Genomic DNA, 18587 nt, shown 5'->3' with positions numbered 1-18587 from the left:
ACAAGATCAAACCGGATCTTCAGCGCAGCTCGGCGATCACCTTCGCGAACGCCTCCGTATGCGGCTGCTGGACGGTGATGTAGGTGATGCCGTAGGTGTCGCGGTAGCCCCGGATGGTGTCCGCCATGTCCTTGGTCGAGCCGGACAGTACCGACGGCGCCCGCAACAACTCCTCGTCGGACAGATGGGGCAGGAAGCGTCGGGGGATCGTCAGGTCAGCTGTGCCCGAATCGTCGGTCGGCATCGCCGTGACCGAAATATTGAGTTCGAGTTCGTCGAAGCGATCGCCTGCTGCGTCGCGCACGAATGCGATTCGGTCGGCGAGCGGATCGTTGTCCGCGGTCACGGGGGCGCCACCTTGGAGGCCGATGATGTGGGCGCGCTGTGCAGCGAGCGTGAGCACTCTGTCGCCGTCGCCCGCGATGAGAATCGGCACATCGGGCACGTTTTCGTTCAAGTGCTTGGTCACGTGACGTAGCCAGTCGACGCGCTTGCCCGCACTCGGGTAAGGCAGCTCGGCCTGCTCGAATTCGACCTCGTTGTATCCGGTGCCGAGGCCCAGCTCGAAGCGGTTACCGGAGAGGTCGCGAAGTGAGGTGACATCGCGGGCGAGAAGAGCGGGTCGGTAGAACCCCGCGTTGAGCACGAAGGTGCCGATGCGCAATCGCTCGGTCACCATCGCAACCGCGGTCAGCATCGGGAACGGGGCCGTCGTGTAGAGGTGATCGGCCATATGCAGGACGTCGTACCCCATGTCCTCGGCGCGGCGCGCGTTGTCCTCGAGCGTGCCTCGACTGCGTACCGCTGTCAGACCCACACCGAATCGAAAGTCCTTGACCATTTCACGATCCTAGGCAGCCGACATTTTTGTTTGGCGGCGGCCGCCAGTGGGCAAACATGATCCGCCGACCTCGAATCCCGAGGTCTCAGAGCAGAAGGACTTACCGCCAGATCCGGCCCGTCGTGAGAGAACTCCGACGGGCCGGATCAATATCGTCATCATGGCCAGCCACCCCACCTTTGGCGTCGAGGAAGAGTTTCTTCTCGTCGACCCGACGACCGGAGAACCCGTCGCCGTGAACAAGGCTGTCGCCAGTCACGCCGCCGAGCATGGCGTCAAGTTGCAGCTCGAGCTGACGAGCTGTCAGATCGAGACGACCAGCGCGGTGGTCGGCGGCAGTGCCGATCTGTTGGAGGAGCTGACCCGGCTGCGGCGCACCGCCGCCGAAGCCGCCGAGTCCAGCGGCGCGCAACTACTTGCCGCCGCGCTGCCGCCGACGCGGCCGCACGAGTTTCCGATCACCGACAGCCCGCGGTATCGGCAAATCGCGGAGAAGTTCGGGCGGATCGCCGAGGAAGGCATTTGTGGCGCGCACGTGCATGTCGCCGTGCCCAGTCGGGAAGTCGCCGTGCGGGTGAGCAACCGGCTGCGGCCATGGCTGCCGCTGTTGCTGGCGCTGACCGCCAACTCCGCGGTGTACCGCGACGCCGACACCGGCTATGCGAGTTGGCGCAGCATCGTGTGGGCGCGCTGGCCCAGTGCCGGTCCGCCACCGCATTTCGATTCGGTCGACGAGTATGACGGCATGGTGCGGATGCTGCGTCAGGCGGGAGCGGCGCTCGACGACGGGATGGTCTATTGGGACGTCCGGCCGTCGGCCACGTTCCCTACCGTTGAGGTGCGCGTCGCCGATGTACCCGCAACGGCGGAAGAAACCGTATTGCTGGCCATGCTGATTCGGGGCAGCGTGATGACCGCGCTAGAGGACGACCGCCGCGGTGAGCCGAGTCCGCCGCTGTCGCCGCACGCACTCAAGGCGGCCTACTGGAAGTCGGCTCGTGACGGCATGGAAGGCGAGGCGATCGACCTGCTCGACAGCCACGCGCCCGTTCCGGCCCGAGAGTTGTTGCAGCGCATGGTCGATCACATCAGACCGGCACTGGAAGACGTCGGCGACTACCAAACGGTGAACAGTGCGCTGGCGCGCCTGGACCGCGACGGCAACGGCGCGATGCGGCAGCGGCGCGCGTGGCGTCGACGACACGACGTGAGGGACGTCATCGCCGAGTTGGCTGCCGCCACCTTGTCTTAAGCCAGCGTGAGCTTGGCGAACGGCGCGCTGGTCGGCTGCGTTGAGCCGCCCGGCGGCTCGACGGTGAACGCCAGCGTCCGCGAGTCGCCGAGGTCGGGCAGCACCGCAGTGGTTGACGGCGCAACGTTTTTGGCGTCCATCGTGCCCGCCGACTTCGCACCTTTGTCGTCGATCAGCCACATCTGGTAGACGGTGCCTGGCGCAGGCGGTGCGACGTTGTTCATCACGAGCACACCGGCGTGCTTCTCGCGGGAGAACACGACCGTCGCGGTTCCGCCGGTGGGAATCTCCCCGGATACCGTCCGCACGTCCGGGGCGGCGAAAACCTCCTCGGCAGTCGACGGTGTCGGTTTCGGCTGCAACGCGATGCCAACTCCCAATGCGCCGAGGCCGATGATCACCGCGGCGGCCGCGGCCAGTCCGATCGTCTGCCAGCGGTTGATCCTCCGGCCAAGCGCCCGCACTGGATCGCTGCTCACTTCGGCCAACAGGCTCGCCCGCAGATGATCCGGCGGCTCGACTGCAGTGGCCGCCGACACCACGGCCATCGTCTCCCGGACGGCGCGCACCTCGTCGGCGAACGCCTGCGCGACGTCCGGGGGAGCGGCGGCGACGCGCCGCTCGATCTCGGCCAGTTCGGCATCGGGCACCGCGTGCAACGCGTACGGTGTCGCGAGCGCGATCAGATCGGGATCAAGTGGTTCGGTCATGCCGCCCCCAAACACCTGCGCAGGCCGCGGATGGCATCGCGCATCCGTGACTTGATCGTCGCAAGATTTGCCGACAACCGTTCCGACACTTGGGCATACGTCAATCCGTCGTAATAGGCGAGCTGGATGCACTCGCGCTGCGCGTCGGTCAGTGAGCCAAGACAGTCGGTGACCTGGCGCCGCTCGTCGCTGAGGATGACCGATTCGGCGACCTGATCCGAAGGCGGGTCGACGTTGGCGGCGCCGTAGCGCGATTCGCGTTGGCCTGCTGCCTGCTCGGAACGCACCCGATCGACCGCGCGCCGGTGCGCCAGCGTCAGCAGCCAGGCCAGCGGCGAGCCGGCGGCCGGGTCGTACCTGTCGGCGGTTCGCCACACCTGCAGGTAGACGTCCTGCGTGGTCTCCTCGCTGTAGCCGGGGTCGCGCAGGACGCGAGTGACCAGGCCGAACACCCTGGCGCGGGTGCGGTCATAGAAGGTGGCAAACGCATCGGCGTCCCGGTGGGCCACCCGGCGCAACAGCGCGTCGAGTTCGGCGGTCACGAACGGTAGCCTAGCCACGGGCGTCAATAACGGCACGAGAATGACGATCTCGGGGCACTGGTCTCGAAAAGGGTTGAGCCAGAAGTAGTTTCGTTAGTCCGGTTTCTGGCGCTCGCTAATGGTACGCGCCGCAGCCGTAATGTGAGGGCCTGAAGCCGGTATTCCGCGGCGGCAATCCGAGGCGCCAGCGGCGCAATACATTGCAGCCACACGATCTCGGGAATCGTGGCAGCACGTCGGGTTCCCCGCAGCGTCGCCACGAATGCCGGTTGATTCGCGCGGTGCAACGACACCATCACATCCAAATCGTTGCCCGGCTGCGGCGCTCGCACCAGGTAGTAGCCATCGGTCCCGTTGAACGGTGACATGGGCAGCTTCTTGGTCACCATCGCCGGTGACTCCGAGGTTGGTGGCAGCAAGTACGCGTGTCGCCCACCGGCGCTGTTGTGCATCTCGACCACCACGTGCCGCAGCGCGTCATCGACGTCGTGACACCAGTACAGCGTCACTGGGTTGAACGCGTGTCCCAGCACATTGGCCTGCAGGAGCGCGGTGATGCGGCCGCCACGTAAGTCGACGCCCTGTCGAGCCAAGAATCCATCGAGGCGCCTGCGAAGCGAATCGTCAGGCTCACCGTCAAAATGAGCGTCGGGCCCGAACCTGGCGAACGGCCGCAGCCAGCGCGGCAGCGTGGGCAATCGGTCCACGTCGACATACCAGCAGTAGCCGCGGTGCTCGAAGTAATGGTGCACCGGAGCGCGGCGCAAATGCGTGATCCTGGTCCGGTACAGCGCCGGGGTCGAGAAGCGTTCCACAGCAGGTATTCGGAACCGCGCGGCGCGCGGATTGGTGCGGTACGTTCCCCGAGTGTCTTCGACGTTCTTTGATGGCGGAACGATCTGGACCGGCGTCAACGGGACGCAAAGCGACGCCTTGTTAGTGGTCGACGGAAGGGTGCAGGCGCTCGGCGAAGCCGCACGCGCCAGGGCCGACGAAGGCGCTCATGTTGACCTCGACGGCGGCTTCCTGATGCCGTCCTTCGGCGATGGTCATGCCCATCCGTTGCCCGGTGGACTCGAGGCGGTCGGGCCGCAGGTGCGGCCATGCACCTCGGTCGACGAGATCGTCGCCGAGGTGAAGCGATTCGCCGCCGATCATCCCGACGACGAATGGATTGTGGGCGCCTCCTACGAGAGCAGCATGGCGCCTGGCGGGCTTTTCGATGCGCGGTGGCTCGACGCCGCTGTGCCCGACCGGCCCGTCGTGCTGCGCGCGTGGGATTACCACACCGTGTGGTGCAACAGCGTCGCCCTGCAGCGGGCGGGCATCGATGCCGATACCCCTGACCCGGAGCTCGGCGAGATTCCGCGTCGCGAGGACGGCACGCCGCTCGGCACGTTGCGAGAGTGGGGCGCCGTCGATCTGGTCTTCAAGGTGCTGCCGGAACGCGACGCCAAGGTCCGCGTCGGGGCGCTGCGCACGGCCGCCCAGTACTACCTGGCCGCGGGCGTGACGTGGGTGCAGGACGCCTGGGTCGAGCCCGCCGACGTGGACACGTATTTGGCCGCCGCACAACAGGATGCCCTCGACATCCGGTTCAACCTCGGCCTCTATGCCGACCCGCGGTATTTCGACGCGCAACTCGAGCAGTTCGTCGACGCGCGTCGCCGGGTGCAGGCCGCCGCGTCACCACTGCTGACCGCGAACACCGTCAAGTTCTTCGCCGACGGCGTGATCGAGAACGAGACCGGAGCGCTGCTCGCGCCGTATTGCGGAAGCCTGCACAACCACGGCATGCAGGTGTGGGACAACCTTGCCGAGGCCGCACGCGCCGTCGACGAGCTCGGCTTTCAGATCCACATTCACGCGATCGGTGATGCGGCGGCGCGCCAGGCACTCGACGCGATCGAGTATGTGGTCAACACCAATGGAAAACGCGACCGGCGGCCGGTGATCGCCCACGCGCAGTTGGTTGATGATGCCGACCTGGATCGGTTCGCGGCGCTGGGCGTGATACCCAACATGCAACCGCTGTGGGCGCAACTGGATCCGTTGATGGTCGAGCTGACGATCCCCCGGCTCGGTCCCGACCGCAGCGAGAAGCAGTACCGCATGCACAGTCTCGTCGAGTCGGGCGCGCCGCTGGCCTTCGGCTCGGACTGGCCGGTGTCTTCGGGCGCGCCATTGGACGGGATCGCGGTTGCCGTGTCACGGGGTGGGTGGACACCGCTGGAGCTCCTCACGGTCGAGCACGCGCTGAGCGCGTACACCGCTGGTGTTGCCAAACAGGCCTTTGCCGAAGGGCATTGGGGCGCAATCGTGCCCGGCGCCAGCGCGGACTTGGTGTGGTTGGATGCCGATCCGCGGAGGACGCCACCGGAGCAACTGCCGGACGTCGGCATCCGCGCCACGTATCTGTCAGGAAAGTCGGTCTACTCGGCCGCTGTGTGAAAGGGATTGCCATGTCGACAGTGTCGTCGGCCCCGCCGGGCGAAGGTCACCTGCGCCGCGTCCTGGGTGTGCCGTCACTAGTTCTGTTCGGGCTGGTGTACATCGTTCCGCTGACGGTGTTCACCACGTACGGAATCGTCGTGCAGGCCAGCGGCGGCCGGCTGGCCGTGTCATATCTGGTGACATTGGCTGCGATGGTGTTCACCGCTCGGTCGTACGCCCGGATGGCCGCCGTCTACCCGGTGGCGGGTTCGACCTACGCATACACGCAGAGAACATTCGGCGCGCCGATCGGCTTCCTGGCCGGCTGGTCCCTGTTGCTGGATTACCTGCTGTTGCCGATGCTGAACTACCTCGTCATCGGCATCTACCTCAATGCCGCGATCCCAGCCATCCCTGCTTGGGTGTTCGTCCTGATCACCATTGCCATCGTCACCGTGCTCAACATCGTCGGTATCGTCTCGGTGGCGCGGGCCAATCTGCTGATCATCGCGCTGCAGGCGGTGTTCATCGGGGTGTTCGTGGTCCTTGCGCTGGTGACGGTATCGCACAGTGGCACAGTCGATTTGATGGCTCCGTTCACTGGCGACGGAAGTGCGACCGGGCTGAGCCCGATACTCGCGGGTGCCGCGATTTTGTGCCTGTCGTTCCTTGGATTCGACGCGGTGTCGACGTTGTCCGAAGAGGCAAACGAGCCGACGCGCAGTGTGCCGCGCGCGATCATGATCGCCACGGTCACGGCGGGTGTGATCTTCGTGATCCTCTCGTATGTGTCGCAATTGGTCTTCCCGTCCAATCAATTCGCGGATGTCGACTCCGGTTCCCTGGATGTGATGAAGACGGCCGGCGGGCAGTTCTTGTCGACGTTCTTCACCGCCGCCTACGTTGCAGGCGCCCTCGGGTCGGCGATCACGTCGCAGGCGTCCGTCGCGCGAATCCTCTACGCGATGGGGCGCGACGGGATCCTGCCTCGGCGGGTGTTCGGGCACATTCCACAGCGATTTACCACCCCGACCTATGCGATCCTGGTCGTCTCGGTGATCTCACTTGGCGCGATCTGGTTCCACCTGGATGCGCTTGCCTCCATCGTCAGTTTCGGTGCGCTGGTTGCATTCTCAGCTGTTAACCTCACCGTGTTCAAGCACTACTTCATAGACGCGGGCGAGCGCGGCGGCGGCTTCTTCAACAACGCCGTGTTGCCGTTGATCGGCTTTGGCCTGACGGTCTGGCTGTGGTTCAGCCTGTCTGGCTTTGCTCTGGTGGTGGGATTGATCTGGTTCGCGCTCGGGTTCCTGTGGCTGTTGTGGGTGACGCGCGGCTTCCAGCGACCGACACCTGTGCTCGAACTGGAGGAGTAGCCGGCTACTTGGCGCAGTAAACCGAGTCCAGCACTGCGGCCCTCGGGTCGTCGGAGAGCATCTCGGTCTCCGGCGGCGCTTGAGTGAAGGTTATCGAAACGGCAGGCCCGGCAAACGCTTTCGCCATCAGGCTGTGGAAGCCCTCGATGTCTCCGCCGTGCCCCCACACCCTCACTCCGCAGTCCAGGTCGATGCCGGTGAGGCCCAAACCGTAGTGAAAGCCAGGCCCGGCGGCGGGCCAGTCGACCGTGTCCATCATCTCGCGCAGTTGCGCAGCGGGGACGACTCGGCCGTCCAGCAAGGCCGTCATGAATGCCGACGTGTCCTCGCCCGTTGAGACGAGCGAGCCTGCCATGCCCGCCGCCGAGGCGTTGAAATTCGTTACGTCCTTGCGCTTTCCGTCGACCGCTTCGTAGCCGTGCGCGAACGGGGCGCGCAGCCCGGTGTCACCGGCCGCCGGGAAGTACGTGTCGGACAGTCCCAGCGGCGTGATGATCCGACGGGTGACCTCCTCGGCCGCGGGGCGACCGGTCAGCTTCTCGATCAGCAGGCCGGCGACGACGTAATTGGTGTTCGTGTATCGGATCGCGGCGCCAGGTGCGAACTGCGCGGGGCGCTTCAGTGCGGCGTCGAGCAGTTGGTCGCCGGTCACGGGTTCGGTTGGTATCGGGGTGTCGGCGTCGAAGTATTCGGGCAAACCGCTCTGGTGGCGGAGCAGCTGACGCACGGTGATGGCGTGCGCGTCGATGCCCCGGCCCCGGATCCTGCCGGGCAGGTAGGTCTCGATCGGCGTGTCGAGGCTGACCCTGCCTTCGGCGACGAGCTGTAGAATCGCCGCAGCCACAAAGGTTTTCGTGATACTCGCAGTCCGGATATGGGTGCGCTGCGCAAAGGTCGTCCTGCCGTCGATGTCGGCGTATCCGGCCGACGATCGCGTGAGGTTGTCGTCGCGGACGACGGCGACGCCGCCGGACAACTGATTCTGAGTCACCGCATGACGCAACGCGTCGCTGACGCCGTGGCTGGGCTGGCCGCATGCAGCAGTCAGTGTGACGAGAAGAAGGATGGCACCGAGACTCGGGATGCGCACTACGTCGAGACTAGTGGCCACGACCGCGCGGTCGCGACCAGGCCCTGCACCAACTTCGACGTCGCAGGCGTCAGACCGTCGTCGCCAGGAAGGCCGCTACGGGGGCTGATGCCGCGCACTCGCGGGGTCAGCTCGAGTTGCGTGCCCCCGCCGCGGACCCGGTTGACGGGGTTGTCGGGATGCATGCCGCGCAGCTCGCGGGGGATCGCGTCGAGGTCCGTGACGACTTGGTAGCCAGGCACGTCGACGTGTTGGGCGAGGTGGTTTGCGAGCTCGCGATTGCGTCCACCGGCGAGCAGTTGTGTGCTGCGGCCGATGCGGCCATACCCGTGCAGTGACACGACAACCTCGACGTGGTCGAGGAATTCGGCCAGCCGCTCGGATTCCTCAGCGCGGTAGCGAGCCGACGACAGATGGTGTGGATAGCGATCGGGGTGGCGCACCACATACACCGACGCGTCGGCGGCGTCTGCGGCGCGCTCGGCGATGACGTCGGTCATCTGCTCCAGTCCGCCGCCGTGGATGGCCATGAAACCGAAACGCGAGCGTAGTGTGCTGTCCTCGATGACACCTGAGTCGGCGAGCAGTTCCGAAAGCGACTGCGGTGCAGCGGAATTCGGGTTGCTAGTACGCATGGGCCAATTCGCCGGATCCCAGCGCCGCAGGAACTCGATCCAGCGGAAGGGCAGGTCGTGGTGCACTGCGCCGTCGACGATGCGCTCCAGGTAGCCCGGTCTCGGCGGGCCGGGATCGACGCGGTGGTCGATGTAGACCCATGCCTCGGCCGGGCCCTCGTCGGTGTGTACGACCAACCGGTCGCGGCGGTATCGCACCGGAACGCCCTCGGCGCTGTCGAGGGTGGCCAGGTCGTGGTCGGTCACCTGCCACACGACGCCGTGCACCTCTGATCCGTCGAACGGTTCGACGGTGGCGACGCCGCGCTGGTTGATCAGCCAGTCGTGATCGGCGAGCTTCGCGGGGCGGGGGTTGACCGCGCCAGGGCACCGCCGCGCCATCTGGTGCACGCACAGGTTGGACCCGTACGCGAAGTAAGTGTGACTTGCCCGCATTGCCTCCATTGTCCCAGATGCGCGACCTGGGCTTTTGCGGCAACCACGGCCACGGGGCCGTCGGGCATGTCACGATTCCTATGGGGGGTCGCCATGATTGATGATGCGCTGTTGCACAGGTCGCCGGTTCACAAGAACCTGGGGATGAGCGTCGTGGAGTACAAGCCGGGCTTCATCGTGCTGTCCATGCCCATCAGCGACGACATCAGTGGACTCTTCGAAGGCACGGTTCACGGCGGAATGCTTGCCACCTTCGCGGATACGGCGTGTGCCACCTGCCTCGTCGGCTGCTATGACGATCAATCCGAGGCCACCGTGACGACCGACATGCATGTCCGCTACTACCGGCAACCGCGCGAGGGTCCGCTGCGTGCCGAGGCCACCATGGTGCACAACGGCCGGACGCTACTGAGTGCCGAGTGTTCGGTGTTCGACGCGGAGGACCGCGTCCTCATTCGCTCTACGGCGACCTACGCGCGAATCTCGGTGCAGGGCAGGGCTACCCACGCACGGTCAGATAGATCAGTACCACGTTCAGCAGGCTGATCACAGCGGCGACCGTCCAGCCGAGTGCCGTCGTCACACGGTGATTCGTGTCGTCGCCCATCAGCGTGCGGTTGCTGGTCAGTCGCACCAACGGGATCAGTGCGAACGGGATCCCGAACGACAGCACGACTTGGGACAACACCAGCGCACGACTCGGGTCGACGCCGATCGCCAGAATCGCCAGCGCCGGGATCAGCGTGACCAGCCGTCGCAATAACAGCGGGTACGACCGGCGCAGCAGGCCCTGCATGATCATCGCCCCCGCGTAGGCGCCCACCGACGTCGACGCCAGGCCCGAGGCCAGCAGCCCGACTGCGAAGAACAGCGCGACCGTCGGGCCGAGAGTGTCGCGCACTGCGGCATGCGCACCCTCGATCGAGTCGGTGTCGTCGTGGCCCTGCAGGTTGGTGGCGGCCACCAGCAACATCGACAGGTTGACCGCGCCCGCGACCAGCATTGCCAGTCCGACGTCCAGCCGCGTCACCTTCAACAGCAAGCGGCGCTGCTTGCCCGGCTCGGGGTGACCGTGCCGGTCGCGGGCCAGCCCGGAATGCAGGTAGACGGCATGCGGCATGACCGTTGCACCCAGCATGGCGGCCGCAAGCAGCACACTTTCGGCGCCTTCGAACCGCGGCAGTAGGCCGGCCGCCACCTCTCCGACGGCAGGTGGCTCGACGAACAGGCTGGTCAGGAATCCGATCGCGATGACCAGCAGCAGCCCGCTGATCACCCGCTCGAACATGCGCTGGCCGCGGCGGTTCTGGATGGCCAGCAGCAGCAGCGACACGAATCCAGTGATGACACCGCCGACCAGAAGCGGCAGATCGAACAGCAGATGCAGGGCGATGGCGCCACCGACAACCTCGGCGAGATCCGTTGCCACCGCGACCAATTCGGCCTGCAGCCAAAAGCAGATGCGCGTCGGGGTGCGGGTGTGGTCGCCGACCGCTTCCGGCAGGCTGCGGCCGGTGACGAGGCCGAGCTTGGCCGAAAGGAATTGCACCAGCCCGGCCATCACGTTGGCGACGATGATGACCCAGACGAGGAGGAAGCCGTACTGTGCGCCTGCGCTGACGTTGGCCGCGACGTTGCCGGGGTCGACGTACGCGATCGCCGCGACGAAGGCAGGGCCAAGCAGCAACCAGCTGGGCCGCAGCCGTGGCGCGGTGTCTTGGATCAACTAACTCACTCTCTATCCGGGGCTGCGAATAGAAAAGTTAGGTTAGCCGAAACCTCTCGGAAGGGCTAGCGCCGGGGCGGCGTTACCAGCCCCAGCCGCCGAGGCCGATGACGATGCCGCCACCGCCCCACCACGGCCAGCCGCCGTTCCAGTTGTTCTGCTGGGGTGAGGTGACGATCGCAGTGCTGCCGTTCGTCTGGCACTGCGTCGTATTGGGAGCGGTGGTCGTGCATTGCGGTGTGGCCGCGGCGACCGGTGCGAGCGCGACGGCTGTGCAAACGACAGCCGCCGCCGAAAGCGTTGTGAGAGAGCGAATCTTGGTCCGCATTGTTGGCCTCCTCAATGGGCCGCGGAAAAACAACTTGGCTAGCGACGGCCCCCGCCGCCACCGATGATCAACGCCGGACCCCAGAACTCGTCATCCCACGGATACGGGTAATCCGGTTCGGGCGGGGTGGCGTTCAGCTGAACGTTGCCGGGTGTGGCGCATTCGGTCGTCCCGGCGCCCATGTCCGTCACGCCGCCGACGCTGGTGCACGACGGCAGGGTGGACGAATCGCCGGGATCGGCGATTGCGGCGGGCGCGGAAATCAAAGCCGCTGCGGCGCCTGCCGCGACAATCAGCGGGGTGAAGTGCCTGGTCCTCCGCATAGGCAAGCCCTTCTTTTGCAAACCCCCGGGTTATCCGCCAGCGTACAGCCCTTTTCCAGTAATAAGGGGCAAGTCCAACGTCGTCGCGATACCGGGCTCGGCGTCGATGACGGCGGGAATCGCATTGACCACTCGCGCGGCGGTGGCGACCAGTCCAGCGTGGTTGTGATCGCCGTTGGGGCTGCTCAGGCACAGGTCCAACGCGTAGGACGGCTCGCCGGTCACCTCGACGCGGTACGAACCGCCTTCCTGGGCGGGCTGCGGCCAGTCGGGCCGCAGGTCGTCGCGCAACCGGGTGACGTGTTCGAGCACGACGGCGACCTTGCCGTCCTTGATGCCCTGCACCTCGAACCGCAGTGCCGCGGCGCTGCCCTTGGGGATGTGGCCCGACGCGATGTCGAAGTCCTCCGGTGCCGGTTCGCGGACGTAGGTTTCCTTGACCTCGTCGAGTTCGATGCCGATGCCCGCGGCGAGTTGGCGGACGACCGAGCCCCAGGCCAGGCTCAGCACACCGGGCTGTAACAGCATCGGAAGCTCGTCGAGCGGCTTGCCGAAGCCCATCACGTCGAACATCACCGTCGCGCTGTCGTAAGTGTCGTAGTTGATGATCTCCATGCAGCGGATCTGCTCGATGCTCTGGCAGGTGCCTGCCAGCGCGAGCGGAACCAGGTCGTTGGCGAAGCCAGGGTCGATGCCGTTGATGAAAATGCTTGCGTTGCCTGCCTTGGCGGCGTCTTCGATCGGGGCGATCAGCTCCTCGGGCAGCGTCTGCCACGGGTACTGCAGGAAGACGGCGGCACTGCCGACCACGTTGATGCCCGCGGCGAGGATCTTGCGGTAGTCCTCGAGCGCCTCGGGCAGGCGGTTGTCTGCCATCGCGGTGTACACGGCGCACTGCGGATTGGTCGACAGCACTGCGTCGAGGTCGGTGGTCGCAACGATGCCCGTCGAATTGTCAAGGCCCGCAAGCTCAGCCGCGTCCTTGCCGGCCTTGGCGTCGCTGGATACCCACACGCCGGTGAGCTCGAAGCGCGGATCGTTGATGAGTTGGGTGAGCGCATGGCGGCCGACGTTGCCGGTGCCGATCTGCGCGACTCTGATGGTCATGAGCTAGCTCCTCACAGGTCCGGGATGGGCAGGTCGAGATTCGGAATATTGAGCCCGCCGTCGATCTCGAGCACCTTGCCGGTGAGGAAGCTGCCTGCAGGCGAGGAGAGATACACCGCGGCCGCGGCGATGTCGGCCGGATCGCCGAGTCGTCGCATGGGCGTTGCCTTTTCCATCGGCTCGCGCAGTTCGTCGTTGGAGGCGACGATGTCGAGCGCAGAGGTCAGGATCGAACCCGGCGCGATCGCGTTGACCCGAATCTTCGGGCAGAGATCGAGTGCGGCCTGCCGCGTGTAGTGCGCGAGCGCACCCTTGGCGGTGGCGTATGCGGCGAAACCACGGCCTGCCAACCGGCCCATGGTCGAGGTGATGTTGATGATGCTGCCGCCGCCGGAGTGCTCCAGCATGAGCGGAACCGCGGCGGTCGTCAGCGCGTGAGCGGTGAGCACATTGAAGGTGAAGGCGTCCTTCATGTCCTTGACCGACGTCGTCAGCAAGGTGTTCGGCATGGTGCCGCCGACGTTGTTCACGACGATGTCTAGTTTCCCGAACGCCTCGACCGCCTCGCCGGCCAGCTTGGCGGTGTCGTCGGGATGCGCGAGGTCGGCGACGACGATGTGTGCCTTGCGGCCCGCCGCTTGTACCTGCTCGGCGACCTCCTCCAGCTGTGACTGCGTGCGAGCGGCAATCACAACGTCCGCACCGACTTCCGCGAATGCCACGGCCATCGCTGCGCCCAAACCGCGGCCCGCTCCAGTCACCACCGCGACCTGGTCGTCCAGCCTGAACCTGTCAAGAATCACGTGTGCCTCTCTTCCCTTGCCGGGCGAACGCTAGCAGGGCTTGGCGTCCAGCGGGAGAGGTTTCTGAAACACGTTCTAGTTTTCTCAGGAACGCCTTCTTCGCTGACGGTTTCAGGCGCACAATAGGGAGGCACGTCCGAAATCTGGGGAGCCGCGATGAGCGAGCAACAGTACGACTTCTTCGGTGAGATCTTCCACCGGTACTTCGGACCCGCGGTCGACTCGTATCCGCATGTGGGTGGAGCACTTGTCGCGAAGCTGCTCACGCTCACGGACGACGTCTCGGATCGATTGGCCCAGCCTCGGCGTGCGGCGATGGCATGGTGCAGGGTCGAAACCCCGAACGTCAGGCGCAGTTCGGAACTCTTCATGATCACCCAACATGGACTGGTGTATGCCGCCATGTTGAACGAGTCGCGCCGGGCACTGTATTACCTCGCCACGCCGCCCGGGTTGTTCGATCCGTTCGTCGATCAGATCGACACCGCAGAGTTGCGCGACGACGAAGTGGTCGTGGTGGACAGCGGGTTCGGCCGTGATCTCGCATCGGCTCATCCGATGGATGCCGCGCTGCGCCGAATACTCGACGAGCACCTGGCGCTGCGGGTGGATCTGCCCGCCTAGCTACTTCTTGGCAGCGGCTTTCTTGGCGGCCTTTTTCGCAGGCGCCTTCTTGGCTGCAGCTTTCTTCGCGGCTTTCTTGGCAGGCGCCTTTTTGGCTGCTGCCTTCTTGGCCGGTTTGTCGCCGTCCGAACCGCCGCCGCTGCGGCGCGCCTTCACGCTGGCCTCCAACTTGGCCAGCAGATCGGAGACGTCCTCGGTCTCGTCGAGCTCCTTGGGCTGCTCTTCGGTGGTAAACGCTTCGCCGCCTTCGAGTTTCGCCTGGACCAGCTCGTGCAGCTGCTCTTGGTAATCGTCGTGGTAGCGGTCCGGGTTGAAGTCGTCGGTCATCGACTCCACCACCTGGCTGGCCATCTTCAGCTCGGCCGGCTTGACCTCTACTTCCTTGTCCAGCACCGGGAAGTCGGGATCACGAATCTCGTCGGGCCACAACAACGTCTGCACGATCATCACGTCGCGTTTGGAAAAGTCCTGCACCCGCAGCGCGGCGAGCCGCGTCTTGTTGCGCAGCGCGAAGTGCACGATCGCAACCCGATCGGTCTCCTTGAGAGTCTTTGTCAGCAGCACATAGGATTTCGACGACTTGCCGTCGGGCTCCAAGAAGTAGCTCTTGTCGTACATCATCGGGTCGATATCGCCCCTGGGGACGAACTCCAGCACCTCGATCTCGCGGCTGCGCTCCTCCGGCAAGGTGGCGATGTCCTCGTCGGTGATCACCACCGTCTGCCCGTCGTCGGATTCGTAGGCCTTGGCGATGTCCCGGTACTCGACGACCTCGCCGCACACCTCGCACACGCGCTTGTAGCGGATACGCCCGTTGTCCTTCGCATGCACCTGATGGAACTTGATGTCGTGGTCTTCGGTCGCGCTGTAGACCTTGACCGGCACGTTCACCAGGCCAAAGGCGATGGAACCCTTCCATATGGAACGCATAAGCCCAGGTTAACCCGGTTGAGGCAACAACGGGCCCGACCCGGCCGCCGCAGCGTCGCGAGTCGCGCGATCAGGCAGGTCAGCGCCCGCGCGGGCCACGGTCAGCGCCGCCGACAGCGCAGCCGTCTGCACCACGCCGGTCAGCGCGTCGACGTCGATGCGGGCCAGGTGCTGCCGTCGCTCGGCCCCGAGCAGGCCCAGCGACCACAGCGCGTCGATCAGGCCCGACATGAACGCGTCGCCGGCCCCGACGGTGTCCACGACGTTCACCCGCAACGCGGGCACCCGCACCGTGCCCGCCGCGCACATCGCGAACGCGCCCGCGTCGCCCATCGTCACTGCGACGATCGACGGGCCAAGCGCCAGCCATGTCTTGGCGATCTGCTCGGGAGAGCGGTTGGGGTCGATCCAGCGCATGTCCTCGTCGCTGGCCTTGACCACGTCGCAGCGTTCGATCCAGCGGTCGATGCGGCCGCGGGCGATGTCGCCGTCCTCGATGAGCGCAGGCCGAACGTTCGGATCGAATGTCACCGTGGCCGACGGTCGATACGTGTCGATCAGCGCGGCGGTGGCGCGGCAACCCGGTTCGAGCACCGTCGCGATCGACCCTGTGTGCGCGACGAGCGGCGGCGCCACCTCCGGCGTTCCCGACAGCTGCCAGTCGATGTCGAAGACGTACTGCGCCGAACCGTTGGCGTCCAGTGTCGCGAGCGCCGTTGGGGTTCGTTCGGCCGTCATGCTGCCCGAAACCAGTTGCACACCAGACTGTTTGATGTATTCGACGATGCGGCGGCCGCGTTCGTCGTCGCCGATGTGGGTGAGGAAGTCTGCTCCGCGACCCAGCCGCGCCAGTCCCACCGCGACGTTCAGCGGGCTGCCGCCGACGTGTTCGCCTGTCACGGAGCCATCCCGCTCGACGATGTCGATCAGCGCCTCGCCGATCACCAACGCCCGCTCCGGCACGCCAGGCCCTGTCATGTGGTCTCCTTCAGCAGCGTCTCCAGCGTCGCGCGCGCTCCGTCGCGGTGCAGCGAATCCAGTGCCCACAGGTATGCCTCGACGAATCGTGGCTGCGTCGCGAGATCGCCGAATACATCCGTGTTTTCGATGAACGCAGACGGGTGCTCGTGCTGTGAGCGGGCCAGCGGCACAAGAGTTTCGGCGAGCTGGTCCTGGACGTCGATGGGCTGGCCCTCTTCGTCGACGCCCTCTGCGTAGCGTGCCCAGCTGGCCACCGTCGCGGCCGACAGCCGGACCGGACCGCCGGAAGCGAGGTTCGCCCTGATGACCGGCAGCAGCCATTTCGGAATCCGGTCCGAGGACCCGAAGCACAACCGCACGATGGTGTCCTTGACGCCGGGGTTGGCGAACCGCTCGATCAGCGTGCGCTTGTAGTCCGGCAAGTCGATGCCGGGCACTGGCTTTAGCGTCGGTGTCGCCTCGGAATCCATGTACTGGCGCAGGAATTCAGCGAACAGTGGATCTCCGGCCGCGTCGTGCACCAACCGGTAGCCGGCCAGGTACGCGAAGTAGCACAGACTCTGGTGGCTGGCGTTGAGCAGCCGCAGCTTCATCAATTCGTACGGCGTCACATCGTTGACCAACAACACGTCGGCCTTCTCCAGCGGCGGCCTGCCGTCGCAGAAGTCGTCCTCGAGCACCCACGACGTGAACGGCTCGGCGGCCACCGGCCACTGGTCCTCGACACCGAAGTCGTCTGCCAGCACAGCGATCACGTCAGGAGTGGTGACCGGCGTGATGCGGTCGACCATCGAGTTCGGAAAGCGGGTGTTGGCTTCCATCCACTCGCCGAGGCCGGGATGCACACGCTCGGCATAGGTGGTGAACGCCTGCCGCGCCACGTTCCCGTTGCCCTCGATGTTGTCGCACGACACGATCGTCGGCGATCCGAGTCCGCGGTCGCGCCGTCGCGCCATCGCGTCGGCGACCAGACCGAACACATTGACGCCATCGATGTTCTCGATGTTGTACCCGCCCTCGGTGATGGTCAGCGAGATGATCCGGGTGCTCGGCGCCGCGAGCAGTTCGACGACCGCTTCCGGATCGTCGGGTGCGTAGCGGTAGTCGACGATCGATCCGATCACTCGGGCGTCGCGGCTGCCATCCGGGTTCTCCAGCAGCAGCGTGTACAGGCCGTCCTGGGCGGCCATCACGTCGGCCATCTTGCGGTCCGCGGGCAGCACGCCGACACCGCAGATGCCCCAGTCCCTGGCGAGCCCCATCTCCAGCAGCCGATCCACATACATCGCCTGATGCGCGCGGTGAAAGCCGCCGACTCCGAAATGCACTATGCCGATGCCGATCTCATCGCGGTCGTAGGTCGGCTTGTCGATCGAGAGCTGCGCCAGTGTCGACTTGGTCAACTTCATGACACCCTCACCACGCTCTTGACGCTACCCGGCGTGCGGTCGGAGTCGAGGGCGTCGGCGGCCTTCTCCAGTGGGAAGTGCGCAGTCACCATCGCGTCGAGGTCCACTCGACCGGACTCGACGAGCGCGATCGCCGTCGGCCATGTGTTGGCGTATCGGAAAACCCCGGTGAGGACCAGCTCTCGGTTCTGGATCAGTTGCGTGGGCAGCTCCATCGATTCGGCACCCGAGCCGACGAGGACGACAGTGCCTGCCGGCCGCACCGCCCGGATACCGTCGACGACTGCCGAAGGAGCGCCCGACGCATCGATGAACGCGTCGACGCCCAATTCACCGATCGGTTGGGCGGACGGGTCGACTACCGCCGTCGCCCCGAATTGCTTTGCCTGCGCGCGGCGGTCTTCATCGGGATCGCTGACCACGATGTCGGTGGCGCCGTAGGCCCGCGCGAGTTGAGTGAGCACGATGCCGATCGGGCCTGCGCCGGTGATCAGCACGCGCGAGCCGCCGTCGAGGCCCGCCTTGCGGACCGCGGCGATGCCGACGGACAGCGGCTCACACAAGGCAGCGGCATCGTCGGATACCGAATCGGGCACCCGATGGGCGTACCCAGCGCCGATGACGACGTAATCGCAGAACGCCCCGTCGATCGGCGGGGTGCCGTAGAAGCGCATGTGCGGGCACAAGTTGTAGTGACCTCGACGCGTCTCGGGGCTGTCCGGGTCGGGCCGCTGCGGCTCGATCGACACCCGCTCGCCGATCCGAGAGGAGTCGACGCCTGCGCCGACACCGACGATCGTGCCCGCTGCCTCGTGGCCGAGCACCAGCGGCGCTTCGACGACGAAGTTCCCGATCCGGCCGTGCCGGTAGTAGTGCGTATCCGACCCGCACACGCCGACCGACGACACGCGGACTAGCACGTCTCCGGCGCCGGGCGTGGGTATCGGCCGCTCTTCCATTTCGATCCGGCCTGGCTCGATGAGTACGGCCGACCGCATTCGGGTATCTGGCGAGGGTGTTGTGTGCGTCACATTCTCCATGC

General features: G+C 65.9%; 20 protein-coding genes. 5 read left to right on the top strand and 15 right to left on the bottom strand.

Going from position 1 to position 18587, the window contains the following annotated elements; genetic code table 11:
- Positions 1-19: 19 nt before the first annotated feature.
- Entirely contained in the window at positions 20-841 is an 822-nt protein-coding gene (locus J3E61_RS03740) for a TIGR03621 family F420-dependent LLM class oxidoreductase (RefSeq protein WP_210082660.1), read from the bottom strand.
- A gap of 160 nt (positions 842-1001) precedes the next feature.
- Here J3E61_RS03740 and J3E61_RS03735 point away from each other — a divergent pair, with 160 nt between their 5' ends.
- Positions 1002-2093, top strand: a complete 1092-nt coding sequence (locus J3E61_RS03735; protein ID WP_210082659.1) for a glutamate--cysteine ligase — start codon at positions 1002-1004, stop codon at positions 2091-2093.
- Here J3E61_RS03735 and J3E61_RS03730 read toward each other — a convergent pair.
- From J3E61_RS03730 to J3E61_RS03720, 3 genes are read right to left on the bottom strand one after another with little or no spacing between them, the layout of a single operon-like run.
- Positions 2090-2803 (bottom strand): anti-sigma factor, encoded by a 714-nt coding sequence (locus J3E61_RS03730; protein ID WP_210082658.1) that lies wholly within the window; start codon positions 2801-2803, stop codon positions 2090-2092. The genes J3E61_RS03735 and J3E61_RS03730 overlap by 4 nt on opposite strands.
- Positions 2800-3363, bottom strand: coding sequence for an ECF RNA polymerase sigma factor SigK (locus tag J3E61_RS03725; RefSeq protein WP_192723966.1), 564 nt, complete (start codon positions 3361-3363; stop codon positions 2800-2802). The genes J3E61_RS03730 and J3E61_RS03725 overlap by 4 nt, the downstream gene beginning before the upstream one ends.
- A 5-nt stretch (positions 3364-3368) precedes the next feature.
- Positions 3369-4160, bottom strand: coding sequence for a DUF1365 family protein (locus J3E61_RS03720; protein ID WP_210082657.1), 792 nt, complete (start codon positions 4158-4160; stop codon positions 3369-3371).
- 52 nt (positions 4161-4212) lie between these two features.
- Here J3E61_RS03720 and J3E61_RS03715 point away from each other — a divergent pair, with 52 nt between their 5' ends.
- A complete protein-coding gene (locus J3E61_RS03715; protein ID WP_210082656.1) occupies positions 4213-5796 on the top strand; it encodes an amidohydrolase in 1584 nt (527 codons plus the stop codon).
- 11 nt (positions 5797-5807) lie between these two features.
- Positions 5808-7154 carry an amino acid permease gene (locus tag J3E61_RS03710; protein WP_210082655.1) on the top strand — a complete coding sequence of 449 codons (1347 nt, stop codon included), beginning with the start codon at positions 5808-5810 and terminating at the stop codon, positions 7152-7154.
- Positions 7155-7158: 4 nt separating this feature from the next.
- On the opposite strand, the gene J3E61_RS03705 is transcribed toward J3E61_RS03710, so the two are convergent.
- Together J3E61_RS03705 and J3E61_RS03700 are read right to left on the bottom strand one after the other, a co-directional pair.
- Entirely contained in the window at positions 7159-8265 is a 1107-nt protein-coding gene (locus J3E61_RS03705) for a beta-lactamase family protein (RefSeq protein WP_210082654.1), read from the bottom strand.
- Positions 8244-9314 carry a poly-gamma-glutamate hydrolase family protein gene (locus tag J3E61_RS03700; protein WP_210082653.1) on the bottom strand — a complete coding sequence of 357 codons (1071 nt, stop codon included), beginning with the start codon at positions 9312-9314 and terminating at the stop codon, positions 8244-8246. Before J3E61_RS03700 ends, J3E61_RS03705 begins: the two co-directional genes overlap by 22 nt.
- A gap of 93 nt (positions 9315-9407) precedes the next feature.
- Here J3E61_RS03700 and J3E61_RS03695 point away from each other — a divergent pair, with 93 nt between their 5' ends.
- Positions 9408-9860, top strand: coding sequence for a PaaI family thioesterase (locus J3E61_RS03695; RefSeq protein ID WP_210082652.1), 453 nt, complete (start codon positions 9408-9410; stop codon positions 9858-9860).
- Here the strand turns inward: J3E61_RS03695 and J3E61_RS03690 are convergent.
- The 5 genes from J3E61_RS03690 to J3E61_RS03670 all read right to left on the bottom strand — a co-directional run bounded on the left by J3E61_RS03690 (position 9814) and on the right by J3E61_RS03670 (position 13601).
- On the bottom strand, positions 9814-11040 hold the full coding sequence (locus J3E61_RS03690) for an Nramp family divalent metal transporter (RefSeq protein WP_210082651.1): 1227 nt from the start codon (positions 11038-11040) through the stop codon (positions 9814-9816). The two genes, J3E61_RS03695 and J3E61_RS03690, sit on opposite strands and share 47 nt — an antisense overlap.
- Positions 11041-11122: 82 nt before the next feature.
- Positions 11123-11368 carry a hypothetical protein gene (locus tag J3E61_RS03685; protein ID WP_210082650.1) on the bottom strand — a complete coding sequence of 82 codons (246 nt, stop codon included), beginning with the start codon at positions 11366-11368 and terminating at the stop codon, positions 11123-11125.
- Positions 11369-11406: 38 nt separating this feature from the next.
- Complete coding sequence (locus J3E61_RS03680) at positions 11407-11691, bottom strand: hypothetical protein (RefSeq protein ID WP_192723958.1); 285 nt, start codon at positions 11689-11691, stop codon at positions 11407-11409.
- A 30-nt stretch (positions 11692-11721) separates the two neighbouring features.
- On the bottom strand, positions 11722-12798 hold the full coding sequence (locus J3E61_RS03675) for a diacylglycerol kinase (protein WP_210082649.1): 1077 nt from the start codon (positions 12796-12798) through the stop codon (positions 11722-11724).
- A gap of 11 nt (positions 12799-12809) precedes the next feature.
- Positions 12810-13601, bottom strand: a complete 792-nt coding sequence (locus J3E61_RS03670; RefSeq protein WP_192723956.1) for an SDR family oxidoreductase — start codon at positions 13599-13601, stop codon at positions 12810-12812.
- A 156-nt stretch (positions 13602-13757) separates the two neighbouring features.
- Between J3E61_RS03670 and J3E61_RS03665 the strand changes: the two genes are divergently transcribed.
- Entirely contained in the window at positions 13758-14225 is a 468-nt protein-coding gene (locus tag J3E61_RS03665; RefSeq protein ID WP_210082648.1) for a glucose-6-phosphate dehydrogenase, read from the top strand.
- Here the strand turns inward: J3E61_RS03665 and J3E61_RS03660 are convergent, their stop codons facing one another.
- The 4 genes from J3E61_RS03660 to J3E61_RS03645 are packed head-to-tail and all read right to left on the bottom strand — an operon-like array spanning position 14226 to position 18543.
- Entirely contained in the window at positions 14226-15155 is a 930-nt protein-coding gene (locus tag J3E61_RS03660; protein WP_210082647.1) for a Ku protein, read from the bottom strand.
- 9 nt (positions 15156-15164) lie between these two features.
- On the bottom strand, positions 15165-16133 hold the full coding sequence (locus tag J3E61_RS03655) for a carbohydrate kinase (RefSeq protein WP_210082646.1): 969 nt from the start codon (positions 16131-16133) through the stop codon (positions 15165-15167).
- Positions 16130-17545, bottom strand: coding sequence for a mannitol dehydrogenase family protein (locus J3E61_RS03650; RefSeq protein WP_210082645.1), 1416 nt, complete (start codon positions 17543-17545; stop codon positions 16130-16132). The genes J3E61_RS03655 and J3E61_RS03650 overlap by 4 nt, the downstream gene beginning before the upstream one ends.
- Entirely contained in the window at positions 17542-18543 is a 1002-nt protein-coding gene (locus J3E61_RS03645; RefSeq protein WP_210085417.1) for an NAD(P)-dependent alcohol dehydrogenase, read from the bottom strand. The genes J3E61_RS03650 and J3E61_RS03645 overlap by 4 nt, the downstream gene beginning before the upstream one ends.
- Between the last annotated feature and the right edge of the window lie 44 nt (positions 18544-18587).

It is taken from the genome of Mycobacterium sp. OAE908 (assembly GCF_017872775.1).
Classification (GTDB): Bacteria; Actinomycetota; Actinomycetes; order Mycobacteriales; family Mycobacteriaceae; genus Mycobacterium.
Note: the sequence above shows the minus strand (reverse complement) of the source record. Positions and strands in the feature narration are given on the sequence as shown.

What these genes read in the sequence shown, in the direction of transcription:
- J3E61_RS03650 (WP_210082645.1), bottom strand. Translation starts at nt 17,545, where the DNA reads ATGAAGTTGACCAAGTCGACACTGGCGCAGCTCTCGATCGACAAGCCG.
- J3E61_RS03730 (WP_210082658.1), bottom strand. Translation starts at nt 2,803, where the DNA reads ATGACCGAACCACTTGATCCCGATCTGATCGCGCTCGCGACACCGTAC.
- J3E61_RS03695 (WP_210082652.1), top strand. Translation starts at nt 9,408, where the DNA reads ATGATTGATGATGCGCTGTTGCACAGGTCGCCGGTTCACAAGAACCTG.
- J3E61_RS03685 (WP_210082650.1), bottom strand. Translation starts at nt 11,368, where the DNA reads ATGCGGACCAAGATTCGCTCTCTCACAACGCTTTCGGCGGCGGCTGTC.
- J3E61_RS03700 (WP_210082653.1), bottom strand. Translation starts at nt 9,314, where the DNA reads ATGCGGGCAAGTCACACTTACTTCGCGTACGGGTCCAACCTGTGCGTG.
- J3E61_RS03680 (WP_192723958.1), bottom strand. Translation starts at nt 11,691, where the DNA reads ATGCGGAGGACCAGGCACTTCACCCCGCTGATTGTCGCGGCAGGCGCC.
- J3E61_RS03675 (WP_210082649.1), bottom strand. Translation starts at nt 12,798, where the DNA reads ATGACCATCAGAGTCGCGCAGATCGGCACCGGCAACGTCGGCCGCCAT.
- J3E61_RS03740 (WP_210082660.1), bottom strand. Translation starts at nt 841, where the DNA reads ATGGTCAAGGACTTTCGATTCGGTGTGGGTCTGACAGCGGTACGCAGT.
- J3E61_RS03660 (WP_210082647.1), bottom strand. Translation starts at nt 15,155, where the DNA reads ATGCGTTCCATATGGAAGGGTTCCATCGCCTTTGGCCTGGTGAACGTG.
- J3E61_RS03710 (WP_210082655.1), top strand. Translation starts at nt 5,808, where the DNA reads ATGTCGACAGTGTCGTCGGCCCCGCCGGGCGAAGGTCACCTGCGCCGC.
- J3E61_RS03735 (WP_210082659.1), top strand. Translation starts at nt 1,002, where the DNA reads ATGGCCAGCCACCCCACCTTTGGCGTCGAGGAAGAGTTTCTTCTCGTC.
- J3E61_RS03645 (WP_210085417.1), bottom strand. Translation starts at nt 18,543, where the DNA reads ATGCGGTCGGCCGTACTCATCGAGCCAGGCCGGATCGAAATGGAAGAG.
- J3E61_RS03655 (WP_210082646.1), bottom strand. Translation starts at nt 16,133, where the DNA reads ATGACAGGGCCTGGCGTGCCGGAGCGGGCGTTGGTGATCGGCGAGGCG.
- J3E61_RS03665 (WP_210082648.1), top strand. Translation starts at nt 13,758, where the DNA reads ATGAGCGAGCAACAGTACGACTTCTTCGGTGAGATCTTCCACCGGTAC.